Raw genomic sequence first — 12,557 nt, 5'->3', positions numbered from 1 at the left:
GAGCCATGGCCACCCCGAAGAAGGCGCGTCAGAAGTCGCTGCTGCAGTTCCTCACCCTCCTCATCGCCGTGGTGATCATTGTCGTCGCGGCAGTGCTCGCCCAGAACTGGTGGAATAACCGTCCGGGGCCGGAGCCGCGGGAGGTGACCGTCACAGCGACGGTCGGTGGGCAGCAGATCGAGGTCGCGCCCTACCTCGTGTGCGAGCCGGGGCTGGAGTGCCCGGAGGGTGAGGTGCCGAACCTGCCCGTGGGTCCGGATGACACCCTGACCCTGGCCATCCCCGAGCCGATCCACGACCACGACTGGCAGCTGCTCATGATCTACGACGATCCGGCGGTCAACGACCAGCAGTTCCACGGTGCCTATGACACCGAGACGGTGGAGATCCCCGGTTCCGTCGACCCCGTCAACGAGGGCGACCCCCGCCCCCGTCTGATGGTGGTGGAGATCTCCGCTGCGATGATCGGCCATGACGCCGAGGGCGAGGAGACCCCCTACGCCACCGTGTGGTCCCTGAGCACCATGGACGGTGAGCAGGAACTCCAGGTCCCCGAGGCCCCCGAGACCCCGTGATTTCCCCCTGGTTCCCCCGCCCCGCAGCCCCTGTGGCTGCGGGGTTGTTCTCTTATGCGTCCAGTTCCTTGGCGACGGCGCGGAGGATCTCCGCGACCTGACGGCCCACCTGGCGGTCCGGGTAGCGGCCGGCGGCCAGTCCCGGCTGGACCTGCGACTCGAGGACGGTCGTGAGGTCCTGGATCATGCTGCCCAGCTCCTCCGGCTTGCGGCGGTTGACCGGACGGCGGCGCGGGGTGTCGAGTACCTTGACGCGCAGCGCCTGCGGTCCGCGACGGCCGGCGGCGAAATCGAACTCGATGCGCTGGCCGGGATGGAGCTCGTCGACGCCCTCGGGAAGCACCTGCTTACCCACGTAGACGTCCTCGCTCCCCGGGTTGGAGACGAAACCGAAGCCCTTATCGGCGTCGTACCACTTCACCTTGCCGATCGGCACAGTGTTCACCTTTCCTTCCTGTTGATCGTGTGTTTTCCACGGTCGATCGTGAAGGAATGAGTATACCCCCGCCCGATCGTGTGACGATATTTCGTTCACGACGCCGGGATCGTTACACAGGGTGCCCCCGCCTCCGGGATCGTTGACACGACCACCCAGTGTGATATGAATCACGTTAGGCGAACCAAACCTTGTGACCAGCACTTTTGGCGCCCATCACGGCGATCCGCGCACTCTCCGCCACCATTCCGAGAGATGCACGTGACTAAACCGTTATAAACCGTTATCGTATCCGGCAGGCACAGCGCAGAACCGTCACCGCCACCCACGCCGAACCCTGTCCAGGAGGCGGACGACTGCGCGGCATGTGCATCCGAAACGTGAATACCCATGTGGACAGGGGCGGGGAAACCACCGCGGACCGACCCCGGTCCGCACCGGGCGGCAGTTCCACCGGAACAGCCTTCCTCGGGGTGAAGCCTCACAGAGGCCGGGCACAGTGATCCTCCGCCCGAACCCGACAGCTCACCTCGCAGGCGATGACATGAGAGGAACACAGAAAACACCATGGCCCGTCATTTCCGTAAGTCCGCCACCGCCGCCAAGTTCACCGCCACCGCAGCCGCCTTCGGCACCGCCGCCGCCCTCCTGGCACCGGCCGCCGCCGCTGCCCCGGACTCCGACTGGGACCGTCTCGCACAGTGCGAGGCCGGCGGCAACTGGAGCATCAACACCGGCAACGGCTACCACGGTGGCCTGCAGTTCTCCCCGTCCACCTGGGCCGCCTACGGTGGCACCCAGTACGCTCCGTACGCCTACCAGGCCACCCGCGAGCAGCAGATCGCCATCGCCGAGAAGACCCTCGCCGGCCAGGGCTGGGGCGCATGGCCCGCCTGCTCCCGCAAGCTGGGCCTGAACTCCGCCCCGACCCCGCGCAACCTGTCCGCCCCGGCGCCGGCCCCGTCCGCCGCTCCGGCCGCTGCCCCGGCTGCCGCGCAGTATGTCGCCCCGGTCGCCCAGGCCGAGAACACCCCGGCAGTGCCGGCTGAGATCGCCGCTCTCCTGCCGGCCGGCTCCTCCGTCACCCCGGACCTCTACGAGACCGTCCGCGAGCAGGCCCTCCAGTTCGGCATCACCCTGCCGGCCGGCCGCTAAGCTTTCCGACGTTCCCGCGTCACCACAGCCCCTGTCACGGACAGGGGCTGTCTGCTTTCCGGGGACAAGCAACGACAGCAACGACAGTAACGACAGAGCCCCCACGCGCCACACCGGAAAACCGGCACGGCACGCGGGGGCTCCGCGGCGTCTTGGAAAGGGTCCGTACTACCTACTTGTTGATGCGGGTGTACGGGTGGACGTAAGCGATGTCTTCCGCAGGCAGCGGAAGAACCAGGTCGTCACCGTAGGGGCTGGACGCACCAGCCAGGGTGGAGGTAATTTCGGTCACCACGTGGCCGTCGGTACGCGGGATGTGCTTCGGCCAGCCCGGATCGACGTAGCCCTTCTTCTCAACGTTAGCCATGCCCCATATTGTTGCAAACCTGGACCGGAAAAGTAACTTGAACTGCAACTAAAATCGACGGCACCATGTCTGCCACCCCCGAAACACCCGATTTCCGCACCTGGTTGTCGTCTCTGGACGACCACGAGCTGGCGAATCTGCTGCGTTCCCGCCCGGATGTCGTCCTGCCTCTACCCCCGGGAATCACCCCCCTGGCCGCCCGTCTGCAGTTGCGGGCGTCGGTGGGGAGGGCGGCGCGTGGCCTCACGGCCCTCGAACTGGCCACCCTGGAGGCCGCCGCCAACCTGGGCGGTGAGCTCCGGGCGGTGACCGCCACGGACGTCGTCAATGAGGTTCCGGTGGAGCCGGCGCTCGTGGAGGCGGCGATCGTCCGGCTGCGGGAGCTGGCGCTGCTCTACGGGGATGACTCCGCCCTGCGGGTGGCCGGTGAGGTGATGGCCTCCCTGCCCGCCGACTGGCAGCTTCTCGACGACACCCCGACCCCCGTCACCCCCGACAGCATCGAGGGGCTCTCGGAGAAGCAGCGCGCCATCATGGACACGCTGCTCCACTCCGGCGGCATCGGCCGCACGAAGCACGCCGCCCCGGACGCTGACCCCACGCACCCGGTCCCGCAGCTGATCAACGCCGGGCTGCTCGTCCGCGTCGATGCGGCCACGGTGCGTCTCCCCCGGCGCGTCCGTGCGGCTCTGCGCGGGCGGGACACGGTCCGCCGCCCGTTGAGTCCCTCCCCGCGGGTCCTGGGGGAGCTGCTCGCCGATGACCGCGCCCGCGACCGCGCCGACCACACCGGTGCCGGCGCCGGCCTGGAGGTCGCGCGGCACCTGCGCCAGCTCATCGAGCTGCTCGGTGCCGAGCCTGCCCCGCTGCTCAAGGAGGGCGGGGTCGGCGTGCGGGCAGTCACCGCCCTGGCCCGCACCCTCACCGTCGAGGAGGAGGAGATTCACCGCCTGGTGTGCCTGGGCATGGCCGCCGGTCTCCTCGGGCGGGGTGACGTCCGCGACGAGGACGCCCTCGCCCCGACCCTCGCGGCCGACGAGTGGCTCGACGCCGACCTGGCCACCCGCTGGATGACCATGGCGGCCGGGTGGCTGTCCTCGCCGTGGGCGCCGTGGCTCATCGGCACGCACGACGAGAAGAAGGCCCCCATCCGGCTGCTGGCGGATGCGATGAAGCGTCCCCCGCTGGCGGAGCACCGCCGCACCGTGATGAGCACCTACGTGCTCCCGCCGCCGGGCACCGGGGTCACCGACGAGCAGATGCGCGACGACTTCTTCTTCACCCACCCCATCGCCGCCACCCTGCTGCCGGACGTCACGGTCGAGGCGATCCTCGCGGAGGCCCACTGGATCGGGCTGCTCGCCCCCGACTCCTCCGGAGCCGGCACGGCCACCTCCCTGCTGCGCGCCCTGCTCGACCCGGAGGCCGACCCGTTGGCCGTCGCGGAGGAGGTCACGCCGGGGACGGTGGAGCGGCTCATCCCGCAGGGTGACATGACGATCCTGGCACCCGGTCCCCTGCCGCGTGACCTGCAGACGGAGCTGGATCTGCTCGGGGAGCTCGAGTCCGCCGGGCTGGCCAGCGTCTACCGCGTCACCGACGCCTCCCTGCGCCGCGCCCTGGACGCCGGCCGTACCGCGGAGGAGCTGCGGACCTGGCTGGCGGACCACACGCTGGGCGAGGTGCCGCAGGCGATCATCTACCTCATCGACGACGTCGCGCGTCGTCACGGGACGCTGCGCGGCGGCCCGGCCTTGAGCTACCTGCGCTGCGATGACCCCTCGCTGCTCGCCGAGGCCGCCCGCACTGCGGCCGCCGAGAAGGTGGCGCTGCACATCATCGCCCCCACCGTCGCCGTCGCCCAGGCCCCGCTGGTGCAGGTCATCGAGGAGCTGCGGGCCGCCGGTTTCCAGCCCGTCGCCGAGGACGCCACGGGCGCGGCCCTGGACATCCGTCCGCAGCCGGCGCGTCTGCCCGCCCCGGACATCCCGGTCCGTTCCGCGCGCACGCCGGACGAGGCGCGGATCGCGGCCGCCGTCGCCGCCATCCGTCGCCATGACTCGGGTGAGGCCGTCTCCCCGAAGGACACGCAGACGACGCTGGCGATCCTGCAGGCCGCGGCGCGGGGAGGCAGGTCGGTGACGGTGGGGTTCGTCGACAAGCACGGGCGGGCCGTGCACCGGTCGGTGACGCCGCTGACGGTGACGGGTGGGCAGGTCGACGCCCTCGACGAGGCCACCGGGGAGGTGCAGCGCTTCATGCTGCACCGGATCACGGAGGTCCTGCTGGGTTGACCTGCCTGTAATAATGACGGGCATGGCTTTTGGTGACGGACCCCTGATCGTGCAGTCCGACAAGACGGTGCTGCTGGAGATCGACCATGCGCAGGCTGATGAGGCCCGCGCGGCGCTCGCCCCCTTCGCGGAGCTGGAGCGCGCCCCGGAGCATGTGCACACCTACCGCATCACTCCCCTGGCGCTGTGGAATGCCCGCGCCGCGGGGCACGACGCGGAGCAGGTCGTCGACGTCCTCGAACGCTACTCACGGTTCCCGGTCCCGCAACCGCTGCTTGTCGACGTCGCCGAGACCATGTCCCGCTACGGCCGCGTCCGCCTGCACAAGCACCCGGCCCACGGGCTCATCCTCGAGTCGGAGGAGCCGGCGATCCTCGCGGAGCTGCAGCGGCACCGGAAGATCCGCCCCATGCTCGGCGTGCCCATCGACGAGCAGAACATCCCCGTCCACCCCTCCGAACGGGGCCGCCTCAAGCAGGAGCTGCTCAAGGTGGGCTGGCCGGCGGAGGACCTGGCCGGCTACGTCGACGGCGAGTCCCACCCCATCGCCCTGTCCACGGAGAACGAGGACTGGGAGCTGCGCGACTACCAGCGCTACGCCGCGGACTCCTTCTGGGAGGGTGGTTCCGGTGTCGTCGTCCTGCCGTGTGGCGCCGGCAAGACGATGGTCGGCGCGGCATCGATGGCGCGGGCCCAGGCGACCACGCTCATCCTGGTGACCAACACGGTCGCCGGCCGGCAGTGGCGCAACGAGCTGCTGCGCCGCACCACGCTGACCGAGGAGGAGATCGGCGAGTACTCCGGCGAGCGCAAGGAGATCCGCCCGGTGACCATCGCCACCTACCAGGTGGTCACCCGCCGCACGCAGGGCGAGTACCGGGCCCTCGAGCTCTTCGACTCCCGCGACTGGGGGCTCATCATCTACGACGAGGTCCATCTCCTGCCCGCCCCCGTCTTCCGCATGACCTCCGACCTGCAGTCCCGCCGCCGCCTCGGACTGACCGCCACACTGGTGCGCGAGGACGGCCGCGAGGGCGACGTCTTCTCCCTCATCGGCCCCAAGCGTTACGACGCCCCCTGGAAGGACATCGAGGCCATGGGCTTCATCGCCTCCGCCGACTGCGTCGAGGTCCGCACCACCATGACCGAGGCCGAACGCATGACCTACGCCACCGCGGAGACCGCCGACCGCTACCGCCTGGCGGCGAGTGCGGCGGGGAAGATGCGGGTCGTCGAGAAGCTCCTGGAGCGGCACAAGGGGCAGCCGACGCTCATCATCGGCGCCTACCTCGACCAGCTCGAGGAGCTCTCCGCGCGTTTCGACGCCCCCGTCATCGAGGGCCGCACCTCCAACAAGCGGCGCGAGGAGCTCTTCGACCAGTTCCGCTCCGGCGAGATCTCCGTGCTCGTGGTGAGCAAGGTGGCGAACTTCTCCATCGACCTGCCCGAGGCCGCCGTGGCGATCCAGGTGTCCGGCACCTTCGGATCCCGCCAGGAGGAGGCCCAGCGCCTCGGCCGTCTGCTGCGCCCCAAAGCCGACGGCGGTGAGGCCCACTTCTACTCCATCGTCTCCCGCGACACCCTCGACGCCGAGTACGCGGCGCACCGCCAGCGCTTCCTCGCGGAACAGGGCTACGCCTACCGCATCGTCGATGCGGACGACCTCGACCAGCTCAATTAGGCTGGTGCCCATGAAGGTATTCAGGTTCCAGGTCGACGAGGCATTCGCGAAGAAGAACAACGAGATGCTCAAGGACTCGAAGAGACTGCAGATCTCCGCGGTCGTGTTCGGGGTGCTCCTCCTCCTCGCCGCCGCCGGACTGTTCGCCTGGTGGGGGCAGGGCTCCGCCGTCGGGCTCATCGGCGGCATCATGGCCCTGACCTTCGGTCTGCTCAGCTTCTTCCTGGCGGTCTACGTGCCGCGCAAGGTCGGCGGCGCGCAGCACCTCTACGACACCTACCCCCTCGCCCCCGCCATGATCGCCGAGGTCAACGAGCGTGACTACGTCATCATGGCGCTGGTCAACACCAACGTGAACGCGGACGCCCCGCCGCGCTGGGGTGCCGCGCTGCGCACCGTGACCCGCATCGAGGGCATCACCGAACCGAAGCTGGGCACCCGTATCCCCGTCGCCGCCGTGCAGGGCCGCCGCAGCATCGGTGACCAGGAGCACTGGGACGAGATCTCCCCGATGCCGATCGCGTGGGGCACCCCGGACCAGGGGATCGTCGACACCGCGCGCCGCGCCATCCCCGAGGACCAGTGGTCCCGCCTGGACAAGGCCCGTAAGCGCCTCGACGAGGTCAAGGAGACCAAGTTCAACCTGCTGGTCCTCTGACTGCTTTCCGACGTCCCTCAGTCCACCGCCGCCAGCGGTGAGGTGCGCGCCGCCCGGCGGGCCGGCCACAGCGCCGCCACGACACCGACGAGGATCGCCGCGAAGAGCACCACGGCCAGCTGCTCCCCGGGGACGGCCCAGCGGTCGATGCCCTGCGAGGCCAGCGTGCGCACCAGGCACCAGCCGAGCCACACGCCCGTGACGATGCCCGCGAAGGCCCCCAGCAGCGCGATGTGGACCGACTCGAGCGTGATCATCCGGCGGATCTGCCGCTGCTGCATGCCGACGGCCCGCAGCATGCCGAACTCGCGGGTGCGTTCCATGATCGACAGCGCCAGGGTGTTGATGATGCCGAGCACCGCGATGACCACGCTCAACGCGAGGAGGGCGTAGATCAGGGTGAGGAGCTGGTCGATCTGTTCGGCCGCGGCGATCCGGAACTCCTCCGGGGTCATGATCTGGAGGATGCCGTAGCTCTTCACCTCATCGGAGACCCGCCCGAAGACCGCGTCGCGGTCCGCGTCCGCGGTGAAGCGGACGTAGGCGTTCTGGGTGAACCAGGCGCGGGTGTCGGGCAGCAGTTCCGCGGCGGTCGCCGCGGAGACGGCGAGAGGGGTGTAGGAGGAGGTGTCCTCCCAGATCACCCGGACCGGCACCCGGGCGGTCGCGGTGGTCAGCGGGGAGGTGACCTCCACCGGGTCGCCCACCCCGACGCCGAGGTCGCGGGCGGTGTCCGCGCTGAGTCCGACGCCGGGGAGGTCCCCGATGCCGTGGAAGTCGCCGTCGATGACCTGCAGGTTGAGGGCGAGGGTGGGGTCGGTGCCGAGGACGGTGGTGACGCCCCCGGTGCCGTCGGTGGAGCCCGCGCGGCCCTCGACGCTCACCGGCACCCAGGCGACGGTGACCAGGCCCTCGACCCCGTCCATCCCCGCGATGGTGTCCAGTGCCTGAGCCGGGATGGACTGGCTGCTCACCACCCCGGCGCTGACGACGGCGTCCGCGCTGAGCTCCTCCTCGATGGCACCGAACACCGACTCCTCGGTGGAGGCGCCGAGGATGCCGACCGCGCACACCAGAGCCACGCCGAGGGTGAGGGCGAAGGCGGTCGCCGCGGTGCGGCGTGGGTTGCGGGAGAGGTTGGTTCCGGCCAGCAGCGGGACGACCGCGGAGCCGGGCGGGCGGAGCGCGAACAGGTGGCGGGCCACCGCCGCGAGCAGCAGCAGGACCCCGAGGACGAGCAGGACCGCGCCGACACCGAGGAGCACCGTGCGGGTGGTGGTCGACCACCCGGTCCAGAAGGCGGCGAAAAGGGTCGCCGTCAGTCCGGCGGTGAGCAGGACGGCACCGACGATGCTGCGGCCGGTCACCGGCTGCGTGCTGGACTGGTCCCCGGAGCGCATAGCCTGGACCGGGTGGACGCGGCCAGCGCGGCGGGCGGGCACCCACGCGCTGACGAGGGTGACGGTCACCCCGACCACCAGCGGCACCGCGACACTCGACGCGTCGAGTCCGACACCGGCGTTGGGGAAGCCGAGGCCGAAGTACTCCATGACCGCGACGATGAGCTCCACCAGGCCGACACCGGCGACGATGCCGAGTGCGGAACCGATGAGACCGATGACGGTCGCCTCCACCAGGACGGACCCGGTGAGCTGCGCCCGGGACATGCCGAGCGCACGGAGCAGCGCGAACTCGCGGGTGCGCTGCGCGACGGTCATGGAGAACGTGTTGGAGATGATGAACGTACCCACCAGCAGGGCGATGAGCCCGAAGGCGAGCATGATGTAGGTGAAGAACGCCAGCGCCTCGCTGATCTCCTGCGACTCCTCCTCGGCGACCCGTTCGGCGGTGTCCAGGTCGAAGCCGGGGTACTCCGCGCGGAGGGTCTCCAGGGAGACGTCGCCACGCAGGAGGATACGGCCGGTGTGCACCCCGTCGGAGTAGTCGGTGCGGAAGACGTCCTCGGCGACCTGCAGCCCGGCCCAGCCGCCGCTGGCCAGGTCGGATTCGGTGATGCCGACGATCTCCAGCCCGGCCCGCCCCTGCGCGTCGATCACCGTCACCCTGTCCCCCACCCGGATCTCTCCGCGTTCAGCGGCCCCGCTGTTGATCACCGCTTCAGCGGCGGTGACGGGGGCCCGCCCCTCGGAGACACGGAAGTTCGTGGTGATCATCTCCTCGGCGGGGACGTACGGGAGCAGCCACGTGCCGGCGCCGCCGGACTGGTAGGCGTCGCCGGTGGCGTCGAGAAGCACGATCGGCAGGAGATCAGTGGTCTCGATCTGCGCCACGTCCGGGCGGGCGGCGATCTCCCGGGCCATGTCGAGGGTGAGCGGGTGGTCGGTGGTGGAACGGAACACCAGGTCAGCGCCCTCGTACTGACCGCGTGTGATGTCGTCGAAGGCCTTCGACAGGGAGGCGGTGAGGATGAAACCGCCGGCGACGAAGGTGGTCCCCAGGACCACCGCGAGCAGGGTCAGGAGGAAACGGAGGCGGTGCGCCGCGAGGCTGCGCAGCGAGATCTTCTGCAGGACACTCAGCGTGGTCACTGGTCGAATCCCGTCATCACGGCGAGGATGTCCTCGGCTGTCGGCTCACGGAGTTCGTTGACCAGCTGCCCGTCCGCGAGGAAGAGCACGCGGTCCGCCCACGCGGCCGCCGTCGGGTCATGGGTGACGATGACCACCGTCTGCCCCATCTCATCCACCGCCGCCCGCAGGATCGCGAGCACCTCGTGTGAGGAGTGGGAGTCGAGGTTGCCGGTGGGCTCGTCACCGAAGATGATCTCCGGCTTCCCGACGATCGCCCGCGCGCACGCCATCCGCTGCTGCTGCCCGCCGGACAGTTCCGCGGGACGGTGGGCGAGGCGGTCGGTGATGCCGAAGCGGGAGGTCACCTCGTCGAACCACTGCTTGTCGACGTCCCCTCCCGCGATCCTCGTCGGCAGCGTGATGTTCTCCTCGGCGGTGAGCGTGGGCACGAGGTTGAAGGCCTGGAAGATGAAGCCCAGCCGGTCGCGGCGCAGGGCGGTGATCTCGCGGTCGTTGAGCTCCGCAAGGTTGGTGTCGCCGATGTAGGCGGCGCCGCCGGTGGGTGCGTCGAGGCCCGCCATGCAGTGCATGAGGGTGGATTTTCCGGAGCCGGAGGTCCCCATGATGGCGGTGAACTGTCCCCTCCCGAGGTCGACGGTCACTCCGTCGAGGGCGTGGACGGCGGTCTCGCCCTGCCCGTAGGTCTTGCGGAGGTCAACGGCGCGGGCGGCGGGGGTGTTCTGGTCGGGGCGGTCCATGTCTGCTCGTCTCTGTCAGCGGGGCCGGCGTCACTGCGGATCTACGTCGCCGTGCCCCCATTGTCGCCCTGCTGGCGCTGCTCCACCATCGGTGGTCCCCCCTGATTTCGTCCCTGAAACTAGACTCGTGTCATGAACGCACCTGACATCAAACCCCGCTCCCGCGACGTCACGGACGGCCTGGAGAGCACCGCCTCCCGCGGCATGCTCCGCGCCGTCGGCATGGGCGACGACGACTGGGACAAGCCCCAGATCGGCGTCGCCTCCTCCTGGAACGAGATCACCCCCTGCAACCTCACGCTGCGTAAACTCGCCGAGCACGCCAAACAGGGTGTCCACGGCGCCGGCGGCTACCCGCTCGAGTTCGGCACCATCTCCGTCTCCGACGGCATCTCCATGGGCCACGAGGGGATGCACTACTCACTGGTCTCCCGCGAGGTGATCACGGACTCCGTCGAGACCGTCATGTCCGCCGAACGTCTCGACGGCTCCGTGCTGCTCGCCGGCTGCGACAAGTCCATCCCCGGCATGCTCATGGCCGCCGCCCGCCTCGACCTGGCCAGCGTCTTCCTCTACAACGGTTCAACGATGCCCGGCACCGCCCGCTTCGCCGACGGCTCCGAGCAGGAGGTCACGCTCATCGACGCCTTCGAGGCCGTCGGGGCCTGCCGCGCCGGCACCCTCAGCCGGGAGGACGTCGACGTCATCGAACGCGCCATCTGCCCCGGCGAAGGTGCCTGCGGCGGCATGTACACCGCCAACACCATGGCGTCGGCTGCTGAGGCGATGGGCATGTCCCTGCCCGGCTCCGCCGCTCCCCCGGCCGTCCACCGTGACCGCATCGACTACGCACACCGCTCCGGCGAGGCGGTGGTGCGTCTCCTGGAGCAGGGCATCACCGCACGTGACATCATCACCCGCGAGTCCCTGCTCAACGCCGTCGCCGTCGTCATGGCGCTCGGCGGATCCACCAACGCCGTCCTCCACCTGCTGGCCATCGCCCGCGAAGCCGGGGTGCAGCTCACTCTCGCCGACTTCAACGACGTCTCCGACAAGGTCCCCCACCTGGCGAACCTCAAGCCCTTCGGCCGCTACGTCATGGCCGATGTCTTCCGCATCGGCGGCATTCCGGTGGTCATGCGTGCACTTCTCGACGCCGGCCTCCTCCACGGCGACTGCCTCACCGTCACCGGACGCACCGTCGCCGAGAACCTCTCCACGGTCAATCCCCCGGACCCCGACGGCCACATCCTCCGGGCACTGGACAACCCGCTCCACACCAGCGGTGGCCTGAGCATCCTCCACGGCTCGCTCGCCCCCGAGGGCGCGGTGGTGAAGACCGCTGGCTTCGACGCCGAGATCTTCGAGGGCACCGCCCGCGTCTTCGACCAGGAGCAGCCCGCCATGGACGCGGTCCTCAACGGTGAGCTCCGGAAGGGTGACGTCGTGGTCATCCGCTACGAGGGACCCAAGGGCGGGCCCGGCATGCGCGAGATGCTCGCCATCACTGGTGCCATCAAGGGAGCCGGCATCGGCAAGGATGTCCTGCTCATCACCGACGGCCGCTTCTCCGGCGGCTCCACCGGGCTGTGCATCGGCCATGTCGCCCCCGAGGCTGTCGACGGCGGCCCCATCGCCTTCGTGAAGGACGGGGATCCCATCCGGGTGGACATCCCCAACCGGACCATCGACGTCGACATCTCCGACGAAGAACTCAAGCGACGTCGCTCGGAATGGACGGTGCCGGAGAACCCGCGCCTCCACGGCGTGCTGGGCAAGTACGCGAAACTCGTCCACTCAGCCTCCGAGGGGGCGGTCTGCTACTGACCGGCTGATTCCGTGGTGGATCTATGTCCGGTGCACTGGACAACTCGAGTGCGCAGCTGCGCACTCTGCGCCCCGCCTGGAGTCACTCTCATCGGATCTGGTGGCACTACCGCCGGCAGACGCCTCTTGGGCACTGCCCACCCGGTGTCGGAATAGTGCGCAGCTGCGCACTGACCCTGGCTGATCATCCGTCCCTGCTGCGGTGCGGCCATGCCAGACGGTGTGGCCGTGTTATCCCAGCCCACCGGGGAGTTCGAGTGCGCAGCTGCGCACTC

The 12,557-nt window shown here is 69.7% G+C and carries 10 protein-coding genes and 1 riboswitch; of the genes, 6 read left to right on the top strand and 4 right to left on the bottom strand.

The window, feature by feature from the left end:
- Nucleotides 1–5 precede the first annotated feature (5 nt).
- Nucleotides 6–575, top strand: coding sequence for a DUF2771 domain-containing protein (locus GXZ33_RS02705; protein ID WP_291339313.1), 570 nt, complete (start codon nt 6–8; stop codon nt 573–575).
- Between the two features lie 52 nt (nt 576–627).
- Here the strand turns inward: GXZ33_RS02705 and GXZ33_RS02700 are convergent, their stop codons facing one another.
- The gene (locus GXZ33_RS02700; RefSeq protein WP_291339326.1) at nt 628–1,011 is read right to left on the bottom strand and encodes a cold-shock protein; all 384 of its coding nucleotides are present in this window, start codon (nt 1,009–1,011) and stop codon (nt 628–630) included.
- A gap of 369 nt (nt 1,012–1,380) precedes the next feature.
- Nucleotides 1,381–1,567, top strand: a riboswitch (cyclic di-AMP (ydaO/yuaA leader).
- 11 nt (nt 1,568–1,578) lie between these two features.
- On the opposite strand from GXZ33_RS02700, the gene GXZ33_RS02695 reads away from it, so the two are divergent.
- A complete protein-coding gene (locus GXZ33_RS02695; RefSeq protein ID WP_291339312.1) occupies nt 1,579–2,166 on the top strand; it encodes a transglycosylase family protein in 588 nt (195 codons plus the stop codon).
- Between the two features lie 172 nt (nt 2,167–2,338).
- Here the strand turns inward: GXZ33_RS02695 and GXZ33_RS02690 are convergent, their stop codons facing one another.
- Entirely contained in the window at nt 2,339–2,533 is a 195-nt protein-coding gene (locus tag GXZ33_RS02690) for a hypothetical protein (RefSeq protein WP_291339311.1), read from the bottom strand.
- A 65-nt stretch (nt 2,534–2,598) separates the two neighbouring features.
- Here GXZ33_RS02690 and GXZ33_RS02685 point away from each other — a divergent pair, with 65 nt between their 5' ends.
- Genes GXZ33_RS02685 through GXZ33_RS02675 form a run of 3 tightly spaced genes read left to right on the top strand, consistent with a single transcriptional unit; the run spans nt 2,599 to nt 7,166 of the window.
- A complete protein-coding gene (locus GXZ33_RS02685) occupies nt 2,599–4,827 on the top strand; it encodes a helicase-associated domain-containing protein (protein ID WP_291339310.1) in 2,229 nt (742 codons plus the stop codon).
- A 22-nt stretch (nt 4,828–4,849) separates the two neighbouring features.
- Nucleotides 4,850–6,508, top strand: coding sequence for a DNA repair helicase XPB (locus GXZ33_RS02680; protein ID WP_291339309.1), 1,659 nt, complete (start codon nt 4,850–4,852; stop codon nt 6,506–6,508).
- A gap of 10 nt (nt 6,509–6,518) precedes the next feature.
- Entirely contained in the window at nt 6,519–7,166 is a 648-nt protein-coding gene (locus GXZ33_RS02675) for a DUF3239 domain-containing protein (protein WP_291339308.1), read from the top strand.
- Between the two features lie 17 nt (nt 7,167–7,183).
- Here the strand turns inward: GXZ33_RS02675 and GXZ33_RS02670 are convergent, their stop codons facing one another.
- Nucleotides 7,184–9,715, bottom strand: a complete 2,532-nt coding sequence (locus GXZ33_RS02670) for an FtsX-like permease family protein (protein ID WP_291339307.1) — start codon at nt 9,713–9,715, stop codon at nt 7,184–7,186.
- Nucleotides 9,712–10,455: an ABC transporter ATP-binding protein gene (locus GXZ33_RS02665; protein ID WP_291339306.1), complete on the bottom strand. Its 744-nt coding sequence runs from the start codon at nt 10,453–10,455 to the stop codon at nt 9,712–9,714. Before GXZ33_RS02665 ends, GXZ33_RS02670 begins: the two co-directional genes overlap by 4 nt.
- A gap of 132 nt (nt 10,456–10,587) precedes the next feature.
- Here GXZ33_RS02665 and ilvD point away from each other — a divergent pair, with 132 nt between their 5' ends.
- Nucleotides 10,588–12,282, top strand: a complete 1,695-nt coding sequence (gene ilvD, locus GXZ33_RS02660) for a dihydroxy-acid dehydratase (protein WP_291339305.1) — start codon at nt 10,588–10,590, stop codon at nt 12,280–12,282.
- Nucleotides 12,283–12,557 lie beyond the last annotated feature (275 nt).

The sequence above is a fragment of the Corynebacterium sp. genome, assembly GCF_012838985.1.
In the GTDB taxonomy this organism is placed as follows: Bacteria; Actinomycetota; Actinomycetes; order Mycobacteriales; family Mycobacteriaceae; genus Corynebacterium.
Note: the sequence above shows the minus strand (reverse complement) of the source record. Positions and strands in the feature narration are given on the sequence as shown.